Genomic DNA, 23,251 nt, shown 5'->3' on the forward strand with positions numbered 1-23,251 from the left:
CACCGGCCCGGGCACCGGCCCCCTGACGCACCGCAGCCGGATTCGTGCCCCCTCGCGGAAAACCGCTTGATTTCGGGTACGCCGCGAAGCGAACCTTTCACGGTTTGCAGCCTCTTGATGCCGTGTCGCGCGGCACCCCTGACCCGAGCCTCTGGGACGTCATGCAGATCCAAGACCTTCCGTATCCCGACCCGGGCGTGCCCGACGCGCGTTCGGGCCCCCGATTTCTGTGGTGGCTGTTCCGGAACCAGCTGGGTGGCCAACTCAAGTCGCTGGCCTGGGGCCTGCTGCACTTCGCCTCCGTCTCGGCGCTGCCCTTCTGCGTCGGTCTCGCCGTGCAGGCCGTCGTCGACCGGTCCGGCGCCCGGCTCGCCGCGGCGGGCGGTCTCATGGCGCTGTGCTGCGTGGGCAACGCGCTCGGCGACACCTTCCTGCACCGTTCCGCGGTCACCAACTGGATCACCGCCGCGGCCCGCGTCCAGCAACTGCTGGCCCGCAGGACCGCGATGCTGGGCTCGGCCCTGACCCGCCGCGTCGCGGCCGGCGAGGTCGTCGCCGTCTCCACCGGCGACGTCGAGAAGATCGGCTGGTTCGTGGAGGCCGTGTCCCGGTTCACCGCGGCGGCGGTGACCATCGTGCTGGTCTGCGTCGGCCTGATCGTCTACGAGCCGTCGCTCGGGCTCGTCGTCGCGGCGGGTCTGCCGGTGCTGGCCCTCGCGGTGCTGCCCCTGCTCCCCCGCGCCACCCGGCGGGCCGACGTCCAGCGCGAGAAGGCCGGACGCGCCACCGAACTGGCCTCGGACACCGTCGCGGGACTGCGGGTGCTGCGCGGCATCGGCGGCGAGGAGCTCTTCCTCGACCGCTACCGCGGCGCCTCCCAGGAGGTGCGTCACGCGGCCGTCCGCAGCGCCCGGATGTGGTCCCTGATCTCCGCGATCCAGGTCCTGCTGCCGGGACTGCTGCTGATCGCGGTGGTCTGGCACGGCGTGCACCTGGCCCGCGAGGGCCGCATCGGCGTCGGCGAACTCGTCACCGTCTACAGCTCCGTCATGATCCTCACCTATCCTCTGCGGCACTTCGAGGAGATCGCCATGGCGTACTCCTTCTCCCGGCCCTCCGCCAAGCGGGCCGCACGCGTGCTGGCGCTGGAGCGGGCCACGGACACCGCGGGGACGCGCACCGCCGAGGCGCCGGCCGGAGACCTGTACGACCCGTCCACCGGCCTGCTCGCGCCGAAGGGACTGCTGACCGCCGTGGTGTGCGGCGACCCCGACGCGGCCGGCCGCCTCGCGGAACGTCTCGGCGGGCACCCCTCCCAAAAGGGCACCTCGGCCCTGCTGGGAGGGGTGCCTCTCGACGAGCTGCCGCTGGACTGCGCGCGCACGGCCGTCCTGGTCCAGGACAAGGACCCGGTACTGCTCTCCGGCACCCTGCGGGAACTCCTCGACGTACCCGCGTCCGGCGCCGTCGCCACCGGGGACGCGCTCGCCGCGGCCCAGTGCGGGGACGTGCTGGCGGCGCTCGCGCAGGGATCGCTCGGCGCCGACGATCCGATGGACGCCCGCATCACCGAGCGGGGCCGCTCCCTGTCGGGCGGCCAGCGCCAGCGGCTCGCCCTGGCCCGGTCCCTGATCACGGACCCGGAGGTACTCGTCCTGGACGAGCCGACCTCCGCGGTCGACTCGCACACCGAGGCGCGGATCGCGGAAGGGGTGCGGAGCCTGCGCGCGGGGCGCACGACGGTGGTGTTCACCTCGTCACCGCTGCTCCTGGACCGCGCGGAGCGCATCGTGTTCCTGCACGACGACCGGGTGGCGGCGGTGGGCACCCACCGGGACCTGCTGCACACCGAGCCCCGGTACCGGGCCGTCGTCACCCGCGAGACCGACGAGGAGACCGCCGCGCGGCGCACCGGGCACGACGGCGGCAACGCGCCGGACCGTGACGGCGGCCGTCTCGGCGAGCCGCTGGACGACGACGTCCTGCACCGACTGGAAGAGATCGAGGAGACGGCATGATCGGCGTGGCGCCACCGTCGTACGACCCGGCGGCCCCGACGGCGGCGAGCACCCTGCCCGTCGGAGCCCCCGCGACCGTCCGCGCCTACGCGGGCGAACTGCTGCGCCGGCACCGCCGGGCGTTCCTCCTGCTCGTCACCGTCAACACCGTCGCCGTGATCGCCTCCATGGCGGGCCCCTCCCTGCTGGGCGGGCTCGTGGAGCGCGTCTCGGACGACGCCCGCGAGCTGCGTCTGGGGCTCACCGCCACGCTGTTCGTGCTGGCGCTGGTCGTCCAGGCCGTGTTCGTACGGGAGGTGCGGCTGCGCGGTGCCGTGCTCGGCGAGCGCATGCTGGCCGACCTGCGCGAGGACTTCCTCGTGCGGTCGGTCGGACTGCCGCCGGGCGTGCTGGAGCGGGCCGGTACCGGCGATCTGCTGTCCCGGATCACGACGGACATCGACCGGCTCGCCAACGCCATGCGCGAGGCCGTGCCCCAGCTGTCCATCGGCGTGGTGTGGGTGGTGCTGCTGCTCGGCGGACTCGCGGTCACCGCCCCGCCGCTCGCGCCGGTGGTGCTGCTCGCCGTGCCGCTGCTGGTGATCGGCTGCCGCTGGTACTTCCGCCGGGCGCCCTCCGCCTACCGCTCGGAGGCCGCCGGGTACGCCGCCGTGGCCGCCGCGCTCGCGGAGACCGTGGACGCCGGCCGCACCGTCGAGGCCCACCGCCTCGGCGCCCGCCGCATCGGGCTGTCGGAACGCCGGATCAAGGAGTGGACCGCCTGGGAGCGCTACACGCTCTGGCTGCGGTCGGTGCTCTTCCCGGTCGTCAACGTCACCCATGTGACCGTGCTCGCCTCCGTCCTGCTGATCGGCGGTGTGTTCGTCCTGCAGGGCTGGATCGGGGTCGGCCAGCTGACCACGGCCGCCCTGATCGCCCAGATGCTCGTCGACCCGGTCGGGCTGATCCTTCGCTGGTACGACGAGCTGCAGGTGGCCCAGGTGTCGCTGGCCCGGCTGGTGGGCGTGCGGGACATCGAGCCGGACGCCGGTGACGCCTCGCTGGAGCCGGACGGACGGCACGTGCGCGCGGACCGGGTGCACTTCGGCTACCTGGAGGGCGTGGACGTCCTGCGCAAGGTGTCCCTGGAGGTCGCCCCGGGGACGCGGCTGGCCCTGGTGGGCCCCTCGGGTGCGGGCAAGTCCACGCTGGGCAGGCTGCTCGCCGGCATCTACGGACCCCGCGCCGGCAGCATCACCCTGGGCGGCGCGGAACTGTCCAGGATGCCCGCCGAGCAGGTCCGCTCGCACGTCGCCCTGGTCAACCAGGAGCACCACGTCTTCGTGGGCTCCCTGCGCGACAACCTCCGGCTCGCCCGCACCGGTGCCACCGACGCCGAGCTGTGGGCGGCGCTGGGCGCGGTCGACGCGGACGACTGGGCCCGCGCGCTCGACGAGGGCCTGGACACCGAGGTCGGCTCCGGCGGGTACGCGCTCACGCCGGCGCAGGCCCAGCAGGTCGCGCTCGCCCGGCTGGTGCTGGCCGACCCGCACACCCTGGTGCTGGACGAGGCGACGTCCCTCCTCGACCCGCGGGCCGCGCGCCACCTCGAACGGTCCCTGGCCCGTGTCCTGGAGGGCCGCACGGTGATCGCGATCGCGCACCGCCTGCACACCGCCCACGACGCGGACGTCATCGCCGTCGTCGAGAACGGCAGGATCAGCGAGCTGGGCAGTCACGACGAGCTGGTCGCGGCGGACGGTGCCTACGCGGCGCTGTGGCGGTCGTGGCACGGGTGACCGGGGCTCGCCGCTCGCCGCTCGGCCATGCGGACGGGGACACGCCGGTCACTGCGGGCGGGGCGGCGCAGAGGGCCGTGGGCTTGATCGTCGTCGGCGGCTGCGGGTGGTCCGTGGCTTGTCGCGCAGTTCCCCGCGCCCCTGGGCATGCTGCGCCGCCCGGCACCGGGCAGGCACCGGAGGAGCCGCCCCGGCCGGGCTCCGTGCCGTTGCGCGGTCCCGAACAGGGGTGGAAGGCTGGGAGGAGGCACCGGCTCGGGGAAGGCCCGGGGACCGCATGGTCCGGCGACGGGTGACGCCTGTGCCCCGTGCAGCGGCGGCCCGCCGCGGCCCACGGCGAGAAGGGGACGGCCCCCACCCCCTGGAGGTACCCGTGAACAGCGCCGACGGATGGGGAGACGACGTCTATCAGCCCGACGGGTCCGAACAGAGGGAGGACACCGGGCTGCTCGACGGTGAGGACACCCTCGAGTACGACGGTGTCGACGATCCCCTCGACCGGGGCTGGTCCCCGCCCGAGCGCCCCTGGGCGGTCGAGCACACCGGTGTGACGGCCGCCGAACGCCGGCGGGGCGAGACGCTGGAGCAGCGGCTCGCCGAGGAACTGCCGGATCCCGCCGTCCCCGACGGCGACGGTCTGGGCGACTCCGAGGGCACCGACGGCGAACTGCTGGACAACGAGGTCGGCGCGGACCGCTCCGGCCGGCTCGTGGCGCCCGACGAGGGGACGCGCGAGGACGAGGAGCCGGCGCTGGTCGCCACCGACGTGGGCATCGACGGCGCGGCGGCGTCCGCCGAGGAGGCCGCGATGCACATCGTCGACGAGGACTCCCTGCCCGGCTGACACCACCCGCCGCGGCGTTCCCGTGCCGCCGCCCCGATGATCCGCGTCGTACGAGGAGCAGCCATGCAGCAGGACAAGCACCCCGAGTACCGGCCCGTCGTCTTCCGTGACCGCGCCGCCGGATACGCCTTCCTCACCCGGTCCACCGCGACCAGCGAGGAGACCATCGCGTGGGACGACGGGGAGACCTACCCGGTGGTGGACGTGGAGATCTCCTCGGAGAGCCACCCCTTCTACACGGGCAAGGCGCGCACGGTCGACTCGGAGGGTCGCGTCGCCCGCTTCGAGCGGCGCTACGGGGGCGGCGAGGGGCAGGGCGGTACCGGTGGTGGGGCCGGCTGAGCGGACCGGGCGCGCCTCCGGGGAGCCGGCACCCCGTCCGGGCCGGGCGCGGCCGGCGCCCGCCGGACGCCTCGGACGAACGCCCGCCGGACGGCCCGGACGCCTCAGATGACGTTCAGTGCCGCCGCGCAGCCCACTCCGCCGAGCACCATGAAGACCGGCATCAGGACCTTCAGCTCCACCCAGCTGCCCGCCCGGAACCGCATGGCCTTCGGTGGACCGATGGGGTACCACCGCTTGCGGCCCACCGGTATGGGCCACAGGATCGGGCAGCCCGAGACGGTCAGCGCGTCCCCGATGTCGTGCACCAGCGCGCCCAGCACGATCGGCAGCCCCAGCCACAGGTACTCCTGGCCGGGCGCGGTGAACAGCCAGTCCGAGCCGCCGCCCGGCTCGTCCAGCGTCCCGGCGAGGATCCACGCGCTCGTCGCGGCGAGCAGCCAGACCAGTACGTCGGCGCTGGAGCCGCGGGTCGCCCGCCACAGCAGGCCCTCGATGGCGAGCACCATGTGCACGAAGAGGATGCCGAGCACCGCCCATCGTCCGCCCGTGATGGCCAGGGCCGAGGTGCCGGCGCCGATCAGGACGGCCCACAGCCAGGTGTGCGTCAGCGTGCGGTGTCCGCCGGAGCGGCGCGGGTCGCCCCGCTTCTTCGTGGCCTTGTAGACGGCGTACGACAGCTTGTCGACGATCTCGCACAGCCACCGGGAGACGGGCCCGAAGGCCCGGGAGATGGTGGCCGCCTTGTGGTCGAGGTCCGGGGCGAGGGCGGCGCCCGCGCAGATCAGGGCCCCGACGAGCAGCACCGGCCAGGGCATCGGGTGTCCGGCCGCGGCGGTCGCCGCCCCGACGCCGAGCCAGGCCGCGGCGCCCGACAGTGAGTGTGCTGGTCCCATCATCGCCGTTGCCCGCCCCATTCCTCGTCTGCCGCTGTCCAGTTGTCCGGGTCCGATCCAGGATCCGCTGATGCGCCGTCGGCGACCCAGCGTAGCGGCCGTGATCTTCGTTCCGGCATCCGATTCCCCCCTCGCGGCCCGGGCCAGGCAAGATGGGGGCGTGACCCTCATCGACCAGCTCCCGCCGACCGCCGATCCCGACGCCCTGTACGAAGCCTTCGAGTCCTGGGCCCAGGAGCGCGGTCTCACGCTCTACCCCCATCAGGAGGAGGCGCTGATCGAGGTGGTCTCCGGCGCCAACGTGATCGTGTCGACGCCCACCGGCTCCGGCAAGAGCATGATCGCGGCGGGTGCCCACTTCGCCGCCCTGGCCCGGGACGAGGTCACCTTCTACACTGCTCCGATCAAGGCGCTGGTGTCGGAGAAGTTCTTCGAGCTGTGCAAGCTCTTCGGCACCGAGAACGTCGGCATGCTCACCGGCGACGCCTCGGTGAACGCCGACGCCCCCGTCATCTGCTGCACCGCCGAGGTGCTGGCGTCGATCGCGCTGCGCGACGGCAAGTACGCGGACATCGGCCAGGTCGTCATGGACGAGTTCCACTTCTACGCGGAGCCGGACCGCGGCTGGGCCTGGCAGATCCCCCTGCTGGAGCTGCCGCAGGCCCAGTTCGTCCTGATGTCGGCCACGCTCGGTGACGTCTCGTTCTTCGAGAAGGACCTCGCGCGCCGCACCGGCCGCCCCACGGCGGTGGTCCGCTCGGCCACCCGTCCGGTGCCGCTGTCGTACGAGTACCGCTACACGCCGCTCACCGAGACGCTCACCGACCTGCTGGAGGCCCGGCAGGCGCCCGTCTACATCGTGCACTTCACTCAGGCGCAGGCCGTGGAGCGCGCGCAGGCGCTGATGAGCATCAACATGTGCACGCGCGAGGAGAAGGAGAAGATCGCCGAGCTGATCGGCAGCTTCCGCTTCACCACGAAGTTCGGCCGCAATCTCTCCCGTTACGTCCGGCACGGCATCGGTGTGCACCACGCCGGCATGCTGCCCAAGTACCGGCGTCTGGTGGAGAAGCTGGCCCAGGCCGGGCTGCTGAAGGTGATCTGCGGGACCGACACGCTCGGCGTGGGCGTCAACGTCCCGATCCGCACGGTGCTGTTCACGGCGCTGACCAAGTACGACGGCACCCGGGTGCGCACGCTGCGGGCGCGGGAGTTCCACCAGATCGCCGGCCGGGCCGGGCGTGCGGGCTTCGACACCGAGGGCTTCGTCGTCGCCCAGGCGCCCGAGCACGTCATCGAGAACGAGAAGGCGCTCGCGAAGGCCGGCGACGACCCGAAGAAGCGGCGCAAGGTCGTCCGCAAGAAGGCTCCCGAAGGCTTCGTGGCCTGGTCGGAGAGCACCTTCGAGAAGCTCATCGCCTCCGAGCCGGAGCCGCTGACCTCCCGGTTCCGGGTCACACACACGATGCTGCTGTCGGTGATCGCCCGGCCCGGCAACGCCTTCGCGGCGATGCGGCACCTGCTGGAGGACAACCACGAGCCGCGCAAGCAGCAGCTGCGGCACATCCGGCGGGCGATCGCCATCTACCGCTCGCTGCTGGACGGCGGCATCGTCGAGAAGCTCGACCAGCCGGACGCCGAGGGCCGCATCGTCCGTCTGACGGTGGACCTCCAGCAGGACTTCGCGCTGAACCAGCCGCTGTCCACGTTCGCGCTCGCCGCGTTCGAGCTGCTGGACCCCGAGTCGCCGTCGTACGCGCTGGACATGGTGTCCGTCGTGGAGTCCACGCTGGACGATCCGCGGCAGATCCTCGCCGCCCAGCAGAACAAGGCGCGCGGTGAGGCGGTGGCCGCGATGAAGGCGGACGGCGTCGAGTACGAGGAGCGCATGGAGCGTCTCCAGGACATCACGTACCCGAAGCCGCTGGAGGAGCTGCTCTTCCACGCCTACGACACCTACCGCAGGAGCCACCCGTGGGTGGGTGACCATCCGCTGTCGCCGAAGTCGGTCATCCGCGACATGTACGAGCGGGCGCTGACCTTCACGGAGCTGGTCTCCCACTACGAGCTGGCCCGCACCGAGGGCATCGTGCTGCGCTACCTCGCCAGCGCCTACAAGGCCCTCGACCACACCGTCCCCGACGACCTGAAGTCCGACGACCTCCAGGACCTGATCGAGTGGCTCGGCGAGATGGTGCGCCAGGTCGACTCCAGCCTGCTGGACGAGTGGGAGCAGCTGGCCAACCCCGAGGTGATGACCGCCGAGGAGGCCCAGGAGAAGGCCGACCAGGTGCGGCCGGTCACCGCCAACGCGCGCGCCTTCCGCGTCCTCGTCCGCAACGCCATGTTCCGCCGTGTCGAGCTCGCCGCCCTCGACCAGGTGGAGGAGCTGGGCGAGATGGACGGCGACGCCGGCTGGGACGCCGACGCGTGGGGCGAGGCCATGGACAAGTACTGGGACGAGTACGACGACCTCGGCACCGGTCCCGACGCCCGCGGCCCGAAGCTGCTGGTGATCGAGGAAGAGCCGAGGAACGGTCTGTGGCGCGTGCGGCAGATCTTCGACGACCCGAACGACGACCATGACTGGGGCATCAGCGCCGAGGTCGATCTCGCGGCCTCGGACGCCGAGGGCCGGGCGGTCGTCCGCGTCACCGATGTCGGCCAGCTGTGAGCACAGGAGAACCCCACCGATGACGAACCCGGCCGAGAGCCTCGTCGACCTGCTCGACCTGGAGCAGATCGAGGTCAACATCTTCCGCGGCCGCAGCCCCGAGGAGTCCCTGCAGCGGGTCTTCGGTGGCCAGGTGGCCGGCCAGGCGCTGGTCGCCGCCGGGCGTACCACGGAGGGCGACCGCCCGGTGCACTCGCTGCACGCGTACTTCCTGCGTCCCGGGCGTCCGGGCGTGCCGATCGTGTACCAGGTCGAACGGGACCGGGACGGGCGGTCGTTCACGACCCGCCGGGTCACCGCCGTGCAGCAGGGCCGCACGATCTTCACGCTCACCGCCTCCTTCCACAAGCCTGAGCAGGGGAGTTTCGAGCACCAGTTGCCTCCGGCGCGCAAGGTCCCGGACCCGGAGTCGCTGCCTACGGTCACCGAGGAGATCCGGGAGCACCTGGGCGCGCTGCCGGAGCAGTTGGAGCGGATGGCCCGCCGTCAGCCCTTCGACATCCGCTACGTCGACCGGCTGCGCTGGACCCCCGAGGAGGTCGAGGGCGCCGAGCCGCGCAGCGCGGTGTGGATGCGCGCGGTCGGACCGCTCGGCGACGACCCGCTCGTGCACACCTGCGCGCTGACCTACGCCAGCGACATGACCCTCCTGGACGCCGTGCGCATCCCGGTGGAGCCGCTGTGGGGGCCGCGGGGCTTCGACATGGCGTCGCTGGATCACGCCATGTGGTTCCACCGGCCGTTCCGCGCCGACGAGTGGTTCCTGTACGACCAGGAGTCCCCGATCGCGACCGGCGGGCGGGGACTGGCCCGTGGGCGGATCTACGACGTGGAGGGGCGCCTGCTGGTGTCCGTCGTGCAGGAGGGGCTGTTCCGGTCCCTGTAGGTCACGCCCCTCTGCGCCGGAGCCGGCCGAGCAGGCCGCGCAGCCGTCCGGAGTCCTCGGTCCGGTGCCGCACGGGTACCGGACAGGGTGGGTCCGGCATCGGCTGAGCGGCGGGGCGCGCGGCCCGGTGTCCGTGTGCCGTCCGCGCCCGGCGGTGCTCGTGCGCCGTCGGTGCCGGGCGGTGCCGGTGCTCCCGCGGGGCCGGGCGTGGTGCCGGGTGGAGCAAGCGCGCGTCGCGCACCGCGCGCGCCAGGCCGGCCCGGAGCCGGTCGATCTCGTCCGGATCGGCCGCCGTCATGAGTTCTTCGGCGATCCGCGCGGCTGGGGAACCCGGTGAGCCGTGGGCCGGCCGGGCCGGCCGGTACCGGCTCAGGTGGGAACGCTCGTAGGGGTCCGCGACCACCTCCGAGACGTCGACCGGATCGAGCAGCGAGGCCACGGCGGCCGCCCGGGCCCACGGGTCGTCCGTGCGACGGAGCAGGCATTCGAGGTGCCGGCCCCGCCAGTTGCGGGGGCGCAGGTCCAGCCCCTCCGTCAGTCGGTCCCGCAGGCCCTGGGGTGTGCGCCCCGTCAGCAGCGCCGCGTTGTGCTCGTCGGCCGCGAACTTCCTCAGGTCGTCGACGAGATACCTCCAGACGACGGCCCGGTAGCGGTTGATGGAGAACGCCGTGGGCACCAGCAGCCCCAGTCGGGCGAGGCGGGTGAACCGGGCCTTCGTCACCTCCAGGAGGGCCGCGCCGTCCGTCGTGCCCACCGTCCGGACCCTCTCCCGCAAGGCGTCGGGAAAGCCCACGTCCGCACGGATCCGCTGGATCTCGGCGCGGGGCACGCGCCCTCCGCCTCCTCCCTCGTCGGGGACGGTGCGGATGCGTCCGAGATGCACGGCGAGGTCGAACTCGCTTCGCCTCAGACCGAGTTCCCGTGCCGCCCGGCTCGGCGCGACCGCGCTCTCCCGGGCGGTGGTGATCCGTTCGGCGGTGGTCGTGCCGTCGTTCCCGATGGTCTTCGCGGACATGCTCGTCTCCCCCGTGGAGTGTGCCGGCCGACGCCGTCCTCGGCCGCTCGACACAGAACCGTAGCCGCTGCCGCGCCACCCGTGACGAGCCTGTGGAAAACTCCGCACCTGCCGTTCAACGAGCCATGAAAGACCTGGTCATGGCTCTATGAACGGGTTCCGGTCCGGCTGCCGCGCGTCGACGTCGAGGTGTTCGCCGACCCGGTTGACGAGCAGTGTCATCTCGTAGGCGATCTGCCCGATGTCGGACTCCGCCCCGCTGAGCACGCACAGACAGCTGCCGGAGCCCGCCGCCGTGACGAACAGCAACGCGTCGTCGAACTCGACCATCGTCTGCCGTACCCCGCCGGCCCCGAAGTGACGGCCCGAGCCCTTGGCCAGGCTGTGGAGTCCGGACGAGACGGCGGCGAGGTGCTCGGCGTCCTCCCGCCGCAGTCCCGTGCTCGCGCCGGTCACCAGTCCGTCGTTGGACAGGACCAGCGCATGCCGTACGTGTTCCACCCGCTCGGTCAGGTCGTCCAGCAGCCAGCCGAGTCCCTGCTTCTGCGCCATGATCCGGTCTCCCCGTGTTGTCCCCGTATGCCTCGTCTCCCCCTGCCCGGGGGATCTGCCCGCCAGCCTTCCCCACACCCGGGCCACGGGCAAGGAGGATGGGGCGCATGGCACAGAAGATGACCGATGACGAGTGGCGGGCGTTCGTCTCCCACGGCACCCGCACGGCGAAACTCTCCACCGTTCGCGCGGACGGCAGCCCGCACGTGGCGCCGGTCTGGTTCCTGCTGGACGGGGACGAGGTGGTGTTCAACACCGGCGAGGACACCGTGAAGGGACGCAACCTGGTCCGGGACGGCCGGGTGGCCCTGTGCGTGGACGACGACCGGCCGCCCTTCGATTTCGTGGTGCTGCAGGGCCGCGCGAGGATCGTGGAGGACTCCGGCGAACTCCGGCGCTGGGCCGCGCGGATCGGGGCCCGGTACATGGGCGAGGAACGCGCCGAGGAGTTCGGGGCCCGCAACGGCGTACCGGGGGAGCTCCTGGTCCGCGTCACGGTCGACAAGGTCGTGGCGCTGAAGGCCGTGGCGGACTGAGGTTCCCTTCCGGGCGCAGCGGAGGGCCGGCAGCCGGGGCGAGGCCGCCGCGGAGAGGACGGTGCGCCGGCCCGGACGCGAGGTCGCCGCGGGGGCGGTGGGCCGGTCACCGCACGGAGTCGAGCAGCCGGGCGGTGTGCATCCGCCCGGCGTACTCGACCAGCCGGATCAGCACTTCCTTCCCCGAGTCGCGTTCCCGTGCGTCGCACAGCACCACGGGCGTTCCACTGTCCAGGTCGAGAGCGCGCAGGACGTCGTCGGCACCGTGGTGGCGAGCGCCCGCGAAGCAGTTGACGGCCACCACGAACGGGATGTGCCGGTGCTCGAAGTAGTCCACCGCCGGGAAGCAGTCCGCCAGGCGCCGGGTGTCCGCGAGCACGACCGCGCCGAGGGCGCCCTGTGCGAGTTCGTCCCACAGGAACCAGAAGCGGTCCTGGCCCGGGGTGCCGAACAGGTAGAGGGAGAGTCCGGACCGGATGGTGATGCGTCCGAAGTCCATGGCGACGGTCGTGGTGACCTTCTGGTCGATGCCGCCGGTGTCGTCCACTGTCCGGCCGGCCTCGCTGAGCAGTTCCTCCGTGCGCAGCGGCCTGATCTCGCTGACCGCTCCCACCAGGGTGGTCTTGCCCACGCCGAACCCTCCGGCGACCAGGATCTTCAACGCCAGCGCGGTCGTGTCGCCGCCGGTGGCGTCGGAGTGCTCGGAGACCATCGATCACTTCTCTCGGGAGTGCGGGCGGCGGCCGGCGGCCGTGGGTGTGTGCGGCGGCCTCGGCGTGCGCGCGCGGGTGCCACGGGCGGGCGGGTCGTCGTGGGCGTTCTTCGCTGACATGGACTGCGACCTCTTCTCCTCGGTTCGGGCGGCCCCCGCAGGACGTGGCTACAGGGCGCGCAGCCCGTTGATCACCTCGCGCAGGATGCGCTCGTCGGGAAGTTGCGCGGGCGGTACGGGACGGCTGACGGTCACGGAGCCCAGTTCGACCAGGTCGCCGAGGAGCACCCGGACGACTCCCACAGGCAGGTCCGCGCCGGCCGCGAGCTCGGCGACCGACTGGGTCTCCGTGCGGCACAGCTCGATCAGGGCCCGGTGCTCCGGCCCCAGCGCCGTGTGGCCGGCTTCGGGTGCGTCCGGGGCCAGGGCGACGAGGGCGATCAGGTCGAAGCGCACTCCGGTGGGGCCCGGCCGGGTGCGGCCGCCCGTCATCGCGTAGGGGCGGACGAGCGGTCCGGCCTCGTTGTCGTACCACTGGCTGCCCGGCCGGTCGGGCACGCCGCCCGTCGTGTCGTCGGTCATCTGCGCGGACCGCCCTTCCGCGTCATCCGGCGGCGGGCGGCCGGGCCGCGGTGCGCGGCGGCGTGTGGAGGTGCTCGCCGACCCGCCTGACCAGCCGTGCCATCTCGTAGGCGACCAGGCCGATGTCGGCGGTCACGGTGGTGAGGACGGCTAGGCAGGAGCCGTCCCCCGCGGCGGCCACGAACAGGAAGGCATCGTCCATCTCCACCATGGTCTGGCGCACGCCCCCGGCGCCGAAGTGCCGGCCCGCGCCCTTGGCGAGGCTGTGGAAACCGGAGGATACGGCGGCCAGGTGCTCGGCGTCCTCGCGTCCGAGGCCCGTCGACGCGCCCACGGCGAGTCCGTCGTTCGACAGCACGACGGCGTGCCGCACTTCGCTCACGCGCAGGACCATGTCGTCCAGCAGCCAGTCGAGTTCGCCGGTCCGCCGGTCGGCGGTCGTGCGGGGGTCCTGGATCATGCCGGGTCTCCTTCACTGGTGTCGCGGGGGGTCGTCGCGCCGGGCGGGACTCCGCGGCCGGGTCGCCTGCCGCCACCGCGTGTCCAGCCGTCGCGGTATGCCGCCATGCGGTCGCGTACGCGCTCGGGGGTGCGCTCGTCGTCGTGCGGTGGGAGGGGCTGCGCGGGTTCCTCCGGTCGCCCGTTGCGCAGTTGGGGGGCGAGGCTGGCCTGGCGTACGCGGCGGGGAAGGTCGTCGGCCCCCGTGGCTCGCTCGGCGGACCGGTCGGGAGAGCGGCCGGTGGACGGGTGCAGACGCAAGGCGGGGACTCCTGTGGGCCGGCTCGTGGTCGCGGCCTCCGCCGCGGTCGGTACGGGTGCCACCAGTGCGGGCCGGCCGGCGGGTGCGGGGACGGGCTCCTGGCGCGGGACACCGACGGGCACGCGCGCGTACCGGTGCTCCCCCGGCTCTCCTGCTCTCTGCGCCGCTTCCTCCTGTACCGCTTCCTCCTGCGGCACCTCCCTCCGCGCCGCCGCGGAGGCCAGGCGTGACTGCGCGCGCAGCGGTCGGGGGTCCCCGGGCGGACGTTTCGCCGCTCCGTTGTGCAGCAGGACGGTGGGCACGAGGACGACGGCGGTGGTGCCGCCGTAGGGCGAGGTCCTCAGATGGACCTTGATGCCGTGCCGGGACGCGAGCCGGCTGACCACGAACAGGCCGAGCCGATCGCTGTCGAACAGGTCGAGCGCCTCCGATTCGGCGATGCGGCGATTGGCTTTCGCGAGGGCCTCCTGGCCCATGCCGAGCCCTCGGTCCTCCACCTCGAGCGCGTAGCCGTTCCCGACGGGCTCCCCGGTCACGCTCACGCGCGTGTGGGGCGGTGAGAACTGCGCGGCGTTCTCGATGAGCTCGGCGACGAGGTGGGTGAGGTCGGCGACGGCGGCGCCGACGACGGCCGCCTCGGGCAGTTGCCGTACCTCCACGCGCGCGTAGTCCTCGACTTCGGAAACCGCCGCCCGGACGACGTCGGTCAGCGGGACCGGCATGCGCCAGGCGCGTCCGGGGGCCGCGCCGGAGAGAATGATCAGACTCTCGGCGTGGCGGCGCATCCGGGTGGTGAGGTGGTCGAGACGGAACAGGTCGCTCAGTTCGTTCGGGTCGTCGGAGCGGCGTTCCATGCTGTCGAGGAGGCTCAGCTGGCGGTGGACGAGGATCTGGCTGCGGCGGGCGAGGTTGACGAAGACACCGGAGATGCCGCTGGCGAGCTCGGCGCGCTCGGCGGCGGCCCGCAGCGCGGCGCGGTGCACGGTGCCCAGGGCCTCGGCGACCTGCCCGGCCTCGTCCTCGGCGGGTGCTCCCGGCGGGGCCTCGGCCCGGATGTCGATCTCCTCTCCGGTGCGCAGCCGGCGCATGGCCTCGGGAAGTTTGTGCCGGGCGATCTCCAGGGCGCTGTTGCGCAGGCTCACCAGCTCGACCACGAGGCCGCGGCCGATGCGGACGGAGATGACCAGCGACGCGGCGACGGCGAGGAGGCCGAAGAGGACGGCGGCCCCGGCCGGGGTGAGCACGCCCCGGGTGAACGGGTCGGCCCGGTCGGCGACTCCGCGTCCGGCGTCCTGTTCGATGGTCCGCATGCCGTCCTGCACGCGCGCGTGGGCCGTGTCCCAGGCGCCGCGGGGTGCCACGGCCTCGATCGACCGGACGTGCGCCCCGCCGTCCAGCAACCGGTCCTCGGTGGAGCCCACCACCGTGTAGGCGGCGCCGTCGGCGAGTTCCAGCCAGGCGGCGCGTTCCGTACCGCGCAGATCGGCGACGGCGGACTCGGTGAGGGCGCGGCGGGCACCGACGGCGCCGGTGAACAGGTGCAGCCGCTCGCCGTCGAGGCGGCCGGTGAGCCGCGCACCGGCGAGTACGGCGTCCTCCTGGGCCAGCGCCTCGCCCGCGCGGGCGAACTCGACCAGCACGCGCGCGTCGGACCCGAGGTCCGCGTCCTGCACACCGCTGAGCGCGCCGCCCACTCCGAAGGCCGCCGAGATGGTCGTCGTGTACCGCTGGTATGCCTCCCTCCAGCCCGCGCGGCGCTCGAGCACGGCGCTGCGCAGCGGGTCCAGCCTTTCGGCACCGGTGACGAACGCCTCGAGCCGCCGCGCCACTCCGGCGGGCAGTTCCCCGCTGTCGGCGACGGTGCTGTGCTCGCCGAGCCGCAGCTTTCCCACGGCCCGGTCGGTGCGGGCGGACAGTTCCTCGTAGTCGCCGGCGGGCACCGCGGTCGGGTCGGTGGCGCGGCGTACGGCTGCCGTCCGCTCCGCCTGCAGCGCGGCGACGGCGGCGCTCACCGGTGCCCTGACCTGGGCGTCCACCCGCTGGACCTGGCGCAGCCGGGAGACGTCCTGGGCGGTGGTGACGGTGGCGTACGCCCACAGGGCCAGGAGGGAGACCACCGGCACCATCAGCAGGCAGACGATCTTGGCCCGTACGGTACGCGGGCGTATGCGACGGCGCCACGCGCGCGTGGAGGCCGGGCCCGGCGTCTCACCCGCGGGCTCCACCGGCCTCTCGTCGGCCGGTGGTCCGGCGTGCGCGCGACGGCCGCGTGCGGGCGGCGCCGCGGCGCCGGTCGCGGGGGTCGTACGGAGTGGGCGCATGGCCTCCTCGCTTCTGACTGGTTCGGGGGGTGCCCCGTCTCCGGGCCGCCGGTGCCCGGGCCGCGCTACCGTGCGGGGCTCTCGACGGGCTGCTGAGCCGAAGCTGACGCCTCGCGTTCCCCTGCGGTCGGTGACAGCGCGACGAATGCCGAGGTCAGGAACAGATAGGACCCGAGGCCGACGGCGAGGGGGAAGATGAACTGCATCGCCGTGGCCCCGGGCAGGGCCTCGCCGGACGGCGTGACACGCACACTCACCGCGAACATCCCGGTGTAGTGCATACTGCTCACCGCCGCTCCCATGACCGGGGAGGCGAGGGTGACCGCGAGGGGCGACCTGATGTCGAGCGCGGCCCACAGCGCCGCCGTGGCCGCGACGACGGCGATCACGACGGAGAGGACGACCCGCGTCGGGTCGTAGCTCACGTCGCCGTGCAGGCGTACGGCCGCCATGCCGAGGTAGTGCATGCTCGCGACGCCGAGTCCCGTGGTGAGTCCGCCGGCCAGGAGCGCGCGTCCGCGGTCGCGGCCGTACCCGACCGCGAAGACGCCGGCGCAGACGACGAGCACGGCGACGAGCAGGCTCACGAGAGTGAGCGGTACGTCGTAGCGGATGTCGGTGCCGCTGACCCGGAAGCCGAGCATGGCGACGAAGTGCATCGTCCAGATACCGGTGCCGATCGCCGTGGCCGCGGTGAGGAGCCAGTTGCGGCGCGAGCGCCCGGTGGCGCCGAGGGCGCGCACGGTACAGCGCAGCCCGAGGGCAGCGCCGGTGCAGGCCATCGCGTACGACAGCGTGGGTGTCAGCCAGCCCAGGGCGGCGTGGTCCAGGTGTCCCATGGCTCCGGGACGCTAGTCCCGCCAGGGGCGCGCAACGGGGGCGCGTTCGAAAGCTGTTGGAATATGACACAGAGAGGTGCTGGAACGATCGCGTCACGCTCGAACGTGTGCACTGCGGCGACCTGGTTGCCGGTTGGGGGATCATGCGGAACATGAGCGACGACCACACACACGTCCAGGAATTCTTCGCGGCCCGCGCCGCCGACTGGGACAGCCGATTCCCCGACGACGGTCCCGCCTACGCGGCCGCCGTCGCCGAGATGGGCCTGCGCGAGGGGGGCCGGGTGCTCGACGCCGGCTGCGGCACCGGACGCGCCCTGCCACCGCTGCGGGCGGCCGTGGGCCCGTCGGGAGTGGTCGTCGGTGCCGATCTGACCCCGGCCATGCTCGAGGCCGCCGTACGGGCCGGGAGGGACCGGGACGGGCGTCTGCTGCTGGCCGACGTGACCGCGCTTCCGCTGCGTCCGCGGTCGCTCGACGCCGTGTTCGCGGCGGGACTGATCGCCCATCTGCCCGATCCGGCGCGCGGTCTGGGGGAACTGGCGCGGGTCGTGCGGCCCGGTGGTGTGCTGGCGCTGTTCCACCCGATCGGCAGGGCGGCGCTCGCCGCACGGCAGGGGCGGCGGATCACCCCCGACGATCTGCGTGCCGAGCCCAACCTCCGGCCGCTGCTGGCCACTTCCGGGTGGCGCATGACGTCGTACGCCGACGAGGACGCCCGGTTCCTGGCCCTGGCCGTCCGCGAGGGCTGACCGTCAGGCCCGTCCCGCGACGGCCGCCGCGAACGCGTCCGGGTTGTCGAACATCACGTTGTGCCCCGCGCCCGGCACGGTCACCACCCGCACACCCGTGGTCTCCAGGGCCCGGTGGCCGGCCAGTTCACCGCTGTACTCGCCCTGCAGATAGACGCGGTCGATGTCCAGCCCTTCGAGCAGGGTGCGCATCACGGGCTCCGATCCGCGCCGCAGGCCGACGGCGGAGCGGTGCAGGGCGCGGGGGTCGGCCAGCCTCATCGTCGCCGCCCACTGGGGGCCGACACTGTCGAGCACGCGCGCGTGGGCGCCGTTCACGAAGTCGTCCTCCTCGTGGGAGGCGATGACGCTGCTACCGGCGGCCGGCGGCGGGAAGGCGTCGAGGTTGGCCTCGGCGAGGACGAGGCGGGATACCAGTTCGGGCCGCCGGTGGGCCAGGACGACGGCGACCGAGCCGCCCATGCTGTGCGCGACCAGTTCGGCGCCGGACACACCCGCCGCGTCCAACGCCGCGGCGAGCGCCCCGGCGTGGTCGTCGAGGGTGTAGCCGAAGTCCTGGGGCCGGTCGCTGGTGCCGTGGCCGGGCAGGTCGACGAAGAGGCTGCGCCGGCCCGCGAGTTCGGGGCGGGCCGCGATGTGCGCGTGGTACACGGACGACATCGCCCCGAGCCCGTGCACGTACACCCGTGCCGGCTCCTCCCCCGGTGTCTCCGTCCAGCGGATGCGGCTGCCCTTGCCGTCGAACTCGGTCTCTCTCATCCCGTCTTCCCTTCCTCAGGCGGACCACGGCGTTCCCGCACACCAGAAAGAATACATCGGAAGCGATGTATCAATGGTTCGATGCATACATGGGACAAGGTACCCATGGAACGAGGTAGATGGCAGTCGATGTACAGCGGACATGCGCGAGAATGCGGGCATGCTCGAGCTCGCCATCCTCGGTTTCCTGTACGACGCCCCGCTGCACGGCTATGAACTGCGCAAGCGCATCAGCGCGCTGACCGGACACGTGCGCCCCGTCGCCGAGAGCACGCTCTATCCCGCGATCAAGCGCCTGGAGAAGGCAGGGCTGCTCGCGCGCGCCACGCAGCCCGGATCGGTCGCCGCCCCGCGTCACGTCCTGACGCTCACCGAGGAGGGCGGGCGTGAACTGCGCCGCCGGCTCGCCGATCCCGCGCCGCGTGACATCACCGACGAGAACCGCTGGTTCACGGTGCTCGCCTTCCTCCGCCACCTGGACGACGCCACCGCCCAGGCGGCCGTACTGCGCCGCCGGCTGGCCTTCCTGGAGGAGCCCGCGAGCTTCTTCTACGACGGCGACCGGCCGCTGCGCGCGGAGGAACTGGACGATCCCTTCCGGCGCGGCGTGCTGACCATCGCGCGGGCGACCTCGCGCGCCGAACTCAGCTGGCTGCGGGAGACGATCGGTTCACTCGACGGCTGACGTGCCGATGTGGCGCACGGGGCAGCCCGCCACGCCGGGGACCGGGCGGGTGCCCAGGTCCGCCAGCCGGTAGCCGTTCGGATAGCCCTTGATCTCCCAGTTCTGCCGGGCGTGGTGAGGGGCGCGCCGCGGTGGCATGAGACGGACCGCGCGTCCCCTCAGCCGTACCGCGCGGCGCACGATCGCACGGGTGGCGGGAGCCGGCGGCGTGTAGCGGAAGGCCCGCAGGAGGGGCTCGTCGAGCAGGGCGAGGGTGCCGGTGCGCAGGAGGGGCGCGAGGGGGCGCGGGTACCAGGAGGTCATGAGGTCGAGCGTGGCGTCGGAGACCCGGCGCGCGCCCTCGTCCCACGCGAAGTGGGCCTGCTCGTAGGCGTCGAGGCAGGCCTCGAACTCCTCGTAGGTCTCCGGGATGTCCTTGATGCCCATGTGCCGTCCCAGGGTGCGGTAGTGGACGGCGCAGGCGACGGTCTCGTGGCCGGACATCCTGCGCCATCCGTAGGCGTCGATCCAGCGTTTGGGCATCACGACGAACGTGCACAGGACGTACCGCATGTCCTCGTTGGAGATGTCGTAGCTGCGGTGCATCCGGTTGATGCGGCGGATCGCCGTACGCCCCTGTTCGCTGCCGAAACCGTGCTCCACGACGGCGTCGAGGAGCAGCACGGTGTCGTCGTACCGCTTCTGGGGGCGGTCCGTGAGCTCCGCCGTCTCGGCCAGCAGCCGGCCGATGCTCGGCACGGCGTAGGTGCGGTAGAGGGCGAGTTCGAGCGCGCGGGTGAAGTCCCAGGGGAACTCGTAGGCGGAGGAGAGCCGGTAGATCTCCGAAGCGTCCCGGTACGGGTCCAACCGCCGGATCTCCTCAAGTCGTTCGAAGCGCTTCACGGTGGCCGTCCCCTTCTGCTGCCGAGGCTTCAACTCTACGTCGGGCAGCGGGGATGCACGATCGGCCAGGGCAACGGCAGGGGAGGGTGGTCAGCATGCTCGGCAGGACCCGCGAGGTCTGGGGCAGGTGGGTCGGCACCCGGCGCACGGAGGGGGAGGCGGAGCGGGACACGTGCTCGCACAACCTGTTCGAGGCCGCCGCCGCGTACGTCTCGGCGTGTGCGGACGACGACCAGGACGGCATCGACGAGGCGGCGGGCCGGGTGTCACCGGAGGCCCTGTCCTTCGGGGTGAACGAGCCGGCGTGCCGGGCGGTCCTCGCTCTCGCGCGGGAACGCGACGAGTCGCCGCGCGATGCGGCCCGTGCGCTGCTCGGGCTTCCGGAGCTGCGACGAGCGCGCCCGGAATCTGGTCGGTTCGCCCGTCCAGTCGGAAAGCTGCAGCTCGGCCGGGTGCGGGGCTCGTGACAAGGACCTCCTGACCGCACTAGGGTGCGCGCCGTTGGACGAACCGATGGGGAGGCTGGGATGGCAGGGACGGACGAGGACACCGTCGCCGCCGCGGATGATGCGCTCTATGTGCTCACGGCGGTGCTGCTGACACCGGCGAAGTTCCCGAGCGTGCTGGGCGACGACTATCCGGAGGCGTGCGCCGCGCTGGGTCTCCCCCCGCTGGCCGACGGCTACGGCCTGGTGCTCGGCCAGGACGGGGACGGCGCCCGGTGGACCGTCGTCGTCGACGACGTCTCGCTGGTCGCCGTCGCCGTGGCCTCCTGGGACTGCGGGATGGAGTACGACCTGTCGCCGGACGAGCGTACGGTCGTCGCCGCCCTGCCCGGCTGGCCCCTCGCGGTCGCCGTGACGGCCCCCGGCGTGCCCGCGCCGCACGATCCCGGCCCCGACTCCGCCGACCGGCCCCCGCTGACGCCGCCGGACACCACGGTGTGGGGACCGGCCCAGCGGCGTCTGGGGGCGGACGAGATCGCGCTCCAGTGGGCGCGGTGGCGGGAGCAGGTCGACGACGCCGACTTCCCGGTGCCGGCGGAGGGCTCCGGTCCGGCGGACGGTGCGGAACAGGAGGGCGGGACGGACACGGAGGGCGTGGACGCCCCAGTCACCACAGACGCCACAGACATCGCAGACACCACAGACACCGCGGACGCCGCCACGCGGGCCGCCGATGCCACCGCCGCGGCCGGTACCCCGGGACACGGTGGTGTCCGGCGCGTGCTCGCGGAAGCCCGTGCCTACATCGACACACCACCGCCGCTCGGCCGGGTCCGGTCGTCGTTCGCACCGGGTGACGCGCGGACCCTGCGGGCCGACGGACCCGGCTGGTCCCTCGTGGCCAGAACCGACGACATCGCCTTCGTCCTGCTCGACGAGGAACCCGGTGAGGTACTGCCGGTGGGCCGTGGCCCCGAGCTGCCCGGCCTCCTGGACGCTCTCGACAAGATGGCCGTCCGACCGAGCTGATCGGGGGGCTTCACGTTCCAGCTGTTCTCAACCTCCATGCGCAGCCCTCCTCCCATGTGGTGCCAACCCATGGATGAGGGCGGGGGGCGCCCGCACGATGGGGCGGCCGTCGGCTCCACTCCCCCGTCGCGCTCCTGGAGGTCTTCCCATGCGTCTGTCCCGTGCCGTCCCGTTGCTCGCCGCCGCGTTGACGGCGGCGGCGCTCACCGGGCCGTCCCCCGCCGGCGCTGTGGAGGGCGGTGATCACTGCGTCCGTCAGGAGCGCGTGCGGGTGCCCGGTGCCGCCCTGCAGCGCAGTGTCTGTCTGGCCGACCTGACGACCACCGGGCTTGCGGGCACCGGGTACACGGACATGGCCGACCAGGCCGGTCTGACGACCGCGGGCACCCGTAGGCCTTCCGGGGTCCCGGGGATCCAGGTCGACGGCTACTTTCCGGACTCCTCCCGCTTCAACGCCACGCACGGCTGGCAGCACGACGCCCAGTTCGTGATCCGGCTGCCGGACCACTGGAACGGCGGCCTCGTCGTGACGGGCGCGCCGGGCACGCGCAGGCAGTATGCGACGGACACGGCGATCTCCGACCGGGCCCTCGCACAGGGTTACGCCTACGCCGCGACCGACAAGGGCAACAGCGGGCCCGACTTCTACCGGGACGGCACGCGGCCCGGAGACGCGGTCGCCGAGTGGAACACGCGGACCACTCAGCTCACCCGGGCCGCCCGGCGCGCGGTGACGCAGCGCTACGGACACGCGCCGCGCCGTACGTACATCGCCGGCATCTCCAACGGCGGCTACCTCACCCGCTGGCAGTTGGAGAACCACCCGGAACTGTACGACGGCGGCGTGGACTGGGAGGGCGCGCTGTGGACTGCGGACGGTCCCGGCCTGCTCACGTCCCTGCCCACCGCGGTGGCCCGCACGCTCGGTGCGGCACGGGAGGAGGACATGTACGCGGCGGGGTTCGCACGCGGCTCCGAGTTCCTGTGGCCGTACCACGAGAAGGCCTACTGGGGCCTGACCCAGAAGATCTACCGCGCCGAGTTCGACCCGGCCTACGATCCCGCCTGCCCCGGCCCGTCGGCCGGGTCGTCGCCGGCGGAGATCCTGGCGCCGTGCCCCGCCGACGCGACGTACGACTACGCGGCGCGTCCCGCGTCCGTCCACCGCGCCGTGGCCCGGGTGGCCCTGACGGGGCGCATCGGGAAGCCGCTGATCACCCTGCACGGCGACCTCGACGCGCTGCTGCCCCGGGCAGCCGACTCCGACGTGTACGCGCGCATGATCGACGCGAGCGGACGGGGCCGGCTGCACCGCTACTACACGGTCGAGGACGGCACCCACGTCGATGGGCTGTACGACACCCATTCCACGCGGCTGCGTCCGATCCTGCCCTGCTTCCGGTCGGCGTTCGACGCCCTCACCGGCTGGGTGGAGCGGGGCACCCCGCCGCCCGCCGACCACACGGTCGGCCGGCCGGCGGACGGCGACGTGGTCGACTCCTGCGACCTGAGCGGGAACGCCTCGGCACGGCGTTAGCGCGTCAGCGACCGAGCTCCTTGCGCGTGACACGGCGCAGCCTGCGCCGCTGCGAGGGGTCCAGCGTGAGGTACGCGGCGGCCGGGACTCCGAGGACTATCAGCAGGGCGGCCCACCAGGGCAGCCAGATGAGCAGGATGAGCCCGGCCGCCACACCCCCCGCGGCGGTCTTGGCGTTCTTCGACATGGTGCGCCTCCTTCGCGGCAACTGCCGCCTCTGTCCTGGAAACGGGTCCGCGCTCCCGGCGGTTCCTCACCTCATCCCTGAGACACCCCTGAGACCGGCCCCCTACACAACCCTGAGACGCCGTCGGCGACGGCACCCGGAGCGCCCCCACCGACAGTGACCCGGAACACAGCGCAGCGACGCCCGCGGTGGCGCCGACCATGTACAATCGGCGACCGC

At 73.0% G+C, this 23,251-nt stretch carries 22 protein-coding genes and 1 pseudogene; 12 read left to right on the forward strand and 11 right to left on the reverse strand.

What is annotated here, in order from left to right; translation table 11 throughout:
• Positions 1 to 161: 161 nt before the first annotated feature.
• The 4 genes from ACIRFH_RS09715 (at position 162) to ACIRFH_RS09730 (ending at position 4,982) form a co-directional block, all read left to right on the forward strand.
• Positions 162 to 2,018, forward strand: a complete 1,857-nt coding sequence (locus ACIRFH_RS09715) for an ABC transporter transmembrane domain-containing protein (RefSeq protein ID WP_403518595.1) — start codon at positions 162 to 164, stop codon at positions 2,016 to 2,018.
• Positions 2,015 to 3,796: an ABC transporter ATP-binding protein gene (locus ACIRFH_RS09720; protein ID WP_403518597.1), complete on the forward strand. Its 1,782-nt coding sequence runs from the start codon at positions 2,015 to 2,017 to the stop codon at positions 3,794 to 3,796. The genes ACIRFH_RS09715 and ACIRFH_RS09720 overlap by 4 nt, the downstream gene beginning before the upstream one ends.
• 373 nt (positions 3,797 to 4,169) lie before the next feature.
• A complete protein-coding gene (locus ACIRFH_RS09725) occupies positions 4,170 to 4,640 on the forward strand; it encodes a DUF5709 domain-containing protein (RefSeq protein ID WP_403518598.1) in 471 nt (156 codons plus the stop codon).
• Positions 4,641 to 4,703: 63 nt separating this feature from the next.
• The gene (locus tag ACIRFH_RS09730) at positions 4,704 to 4,982 is read left to right on the forward strand and encodes a type B 50S ribosomal protein L31 (RefSeq protein ID WP_403518600.1); all 279 of its coding nucleotides are present in this window, start codon (positions 4,704 to 4,706) and stop codon (positions 4,980 to 4,982) included.
• Between the two features lie 104 nt (positions 4,983 to 5,086).
• Here the strand turns inward: ACIRFH_RS09730 and ACIRFH_RS09735 are convergent, their stop codons facing one another.
• The gene (locus ACIRFH_RS09735; RefSeq protein WP_403518602.1) at positions 5,087 to 5,881 is read right to left on the reverse strand and encodes a metal-dependent hydrolase; all 795 of its coding nucleotides are present in this window, start codon (positions 5,879 to 5,881) and stop codon (positions 5,087 to 5,089) included.
• A gap of 157 nt (positions 5,882 to 6,038) precedes the next feature.
• Here ACIRFH_RS09735 and ACIRFH_RS09740 point away from each other — a divergent pair, with 157 nt between their 5' ends.
• Together ACIRFH_RS09740 and ACIRFH_RS09745 are read left to right on the forward strand one after the other, a co-directional pair.
• Positions 6,039 to 8,552, forward strand: a complete 2,514-nt coding sequence (locus ACIRFH_RS09740; RefSeq protein ID WP_403518603.1) for a DEAD/DEAH box helicase — start codon at positions 6,039 to 6,041, stop codon at positions 8,550 to 8,552.
• A gap of 19 nt (positions 8,553 to 8,571) precedes the next feature.
• Complete coding sequence (locus tag ACIRFH_RS09745; protein ID WP_077799778.1) at positions 8,572 to 9,438, forward strand: acyl-CoA thioesterase II; 867 nt, start codon at positions 8,572 to 8,574, stop codon at positions 9,436 to 9,438.
• 1 nt (position 9,439) lies between these two features.
• On the opposite strand, the gene ACIRFH_RS09750 is transcribed toward ACIRFH_RS09745, so the two are convergent.
• Both ACIRFH_RS09750 and ACIRFH_RS09755 read right to left on the reverse strand, forming a co-directional pair.
• On the reverse strand, positions 9,440 to 10,453 hold the full coding sequence (locus ACIRFH_RS09750; protein WP_403518605.1) for a DUF6397 family protein: 1,014 nt from the start codon (positions 10,451 to 10,453) through the stop codon (positions 9,440 to 9,442).
• Positions 10,454 to 10,591: 138 nt separating this feature from the next.
• Complete coding sequence (locus ACIRFH_RS09755) at positions 10,592 to 11,005, reverse strand: roadblock/LC7 domain-containing protein (RefSeq protein WP_403518606.1); 414 nt, start codon at positions 11,003 to 11,005, stop codon at positions 10,592 to 10,594.
• Between the two features lie 107 nt (positions 11,006 to 11,112).
• Between ACIRFH_RS09755 and ACIRFH_RS09760 the strand changes: the two genes are divergently transcribed.
• Positions 11,113 to 11,541, forward strand: a complete 429-nt coding sequence (locus tag ACIRFH_RS09760; protein ID WP_403518608.1) for a PPOX class F420-dependent oxidoreductase — start codon at positions 11,113 to 11,115, stop codon at positions 11,539 to 11,541.
• A 106-nt stretch (positions 11,542 to 11,647) separates the two neighbouring features.
• On the opposite strand, the gene ACIRFH_RS09765 is transcribed toward ACIRFH_RS09760, so the two are convergent.
• The 5 genes from ACIRFH_RS09765 to ACIRFH_RS09785 all read right to left on the reverse strand — a co-directional run bounded on the left by ACIRFH_RS09765 (position 11,648) and on the right by ACIRFH_RS09785 (position 16,755).
• Positions 11,648 to 12,253: a GTP-binding protein gene (locus ACIRFH_RS09765; protein WP_403518609.1), complete on the reverse strand. Its 606-nt coding sequence runs from the start codon at positions 12,251 to 12,253 to the stop codon at positions 11,648 to 11,650.
• A gap of 168 nt (positions 12,254 to 12,421) precedes the next feature.
• Positions 12,422 to 12,835: a DUF742 domain-containing protein gene (locus ACIRFH_RS09770; RefSeq protein WP_403518611.1), complete on the reverse strand. Its 414-nt coding sequence runs from the start codon at positions 12,833 to 12,835 to the stop codon at positions 12,422 to 12,424.
• Positions 12,836 to 12,857: 22 nt separating this feature from the next.
• Positions 12,858 to 13,295, reverse strand: coding sequence for a roadblock/LC7 domain-containing protein (locus ACIRFH_RS09775; RefSeq protein ID WP_403518612.1), 438 nt, complete (start codon positions 13,293 to 13,295; stop codon positions 12,858 to 12,860).
• Positions 13,292 to 15,916, reverse strand: a complete 2,625-nt coding sequence (locus ACIRFH_RS09780; RefSeq protein WP_403518614.1) for a nitrate- and nitrite sensing domain-containing protein — start codon at positions 15,914 to 15,916, stop codon at positions 13,292 to 13,294. The genes ACIRFH_RS09775 and ACIRFH_RS09780 overlap by 4 nt, the downstream gene beginning before the upstream one ends.
• A gap of 65 nt (positions 15,917 to 15,981) precedes the next feature.
• Positions 15,982 to 16,755, reverse strand: coding sequence for an MHYT domain-containing protein (locus tag ACIRFH_RS09785; RefSeq protein WP_403518616.1), 774 nt, complete (start codon positions 16,753 to 16,755; stop codon positions 15,982 to 15,984).
• 152 nt (positions 16,756 to 16,907) lie between these two features.
• On the opposite strand from ACIRFH_RS09785, the gene ACIRFH_RS09790 reads away from it, so the two are divergent.
• Entirely contained in the window at positions 16,908 to 17,507 is a 600-nt protein-coding gene (locus ACIRFH_RS09790; protein ID WP_403518618.1) for a class I SAM-dependent methyltransferase, read from the forward strand.
• 3 nt (positions 17,508 to 17,510) lie between these two features.
• Here the strand turns inward: ACIRFH_RS09790 and ACIRFH_RS09795 are convergent, their stop codons facing one another.
• Positions 17,511 to 18,266 (reverse strand): alpha/beta fold hydrolase, encoded by a 756-nt coding sequence (locus ACIRFH_RS09795; RefSeq protein ID WP_403518619.1) that lies wholly within the window; start codon positions 18,264 to 18,266, stop codon positions 17,511 to 17,513.
• 160 nt (positions 18,267 to 18,426) lie between these two features.
• Between ACIRFH_RS09795 and ACIRFH_RS09800 the strand changes: the two genes are divergently transcribed.
• Complete coding sequence (locus ACIRFH_RS09800) at positions 18,427 to 18,951, forward strand: PadR family transcriptional regulator (RefSeq protein ID WP_403518621.1); 525 nt, start codon at positions 18,427 to 18,429, stop codon at positions 18,949 to 18,951.
• On the opposite strand, the gene ACIRFH_RS09805 is transcribed toward ACIRFH_RS09800, so the two are convergent.
• A complete protein-coding gene (locus ACIRFH_RS09805; RefSeq protein ID WP_403518623.1) occupies positions 18,937 to 19,833 on the reverse strand; it encodes an oxygenase MpaB family protein in 897 nt (298 codons plus the stop codon). The two genes, ACIRFH_RS09800 and ACIRFH_RS09805, sit on opposite strands and share 15 nt — an antisense overlap.
• Positions 19,834 to 19,928: 95 nt before the next feature.
• Between ACIRFH_RS09805 and ACIRFH_RS09810 the strand changes: the two are divergent.
• From ACIRFH_RS09810 to ACIRFH_RS09820, 3 genes and pseudogenes are all read left to right on the forward strand, one after another.
• Positions 19,929 to 20,216 (forward strand): annotated as a pseudogene (locus ACIRFH_RS09810) (hypothetical protein); the annotation flags it as partial.
• Positions 20,217 to 20,360: 144 nt separating this feature from the next.
• The gene (locus ACIRFH_RS09815) at positions 20,361 to 21,308 is read left to right on the forward strand and encodes a hypothetical protein (protein ID WP_403518625.1); all 948 of its coding nucleotides are present in this window, start codon (positions 20,361 to 20,363) and stop codon (positions 21,306 to 21,308) included.
• 148 nt (positions 21,309 to 21,456) lie between these two features.
• On the forward strand, positions 21,457 to 22,845 hold the full coding sequence (locus ACIRFH_RS09820) for a tannase/feruloyl esterase family alpha/beta hydrolase (protein ID WP_403518627.1): 1,389 nt from the start codon (positions 21,457 to 21,459) through the stop codon (positions 22,843 to 22,845).
• Positions 22,846 to 22,849: 4 nt separating this feature from the next.
• Here the strand turns inward: ACIRFH_RS09820 and ACIRFH_RS09825 are convergent, their stop codons facing one another.
• Entirely contained in the window at positions 22,850 to 23,032 is a 183-nt protein-coding gene (locus ACIRFH_RS09825) for a hypothetical protein (RefSeq protein ID WP_403518629.1), read from the reverse strand.
• Positions 23,033 to 23,251 lie beyond the last annotated feature (219 nt).

It is taken from the genome of Streptomyces sp. NPDC093586 (assembly GCF_044764905.1).
In the GTDB taxonomy this organism is placed as follows: domain Bacteria; phylum Actinomycetota; class Actinomycetes; order Streptomycetales; family Streptomycetaceae; genus Streptomyces.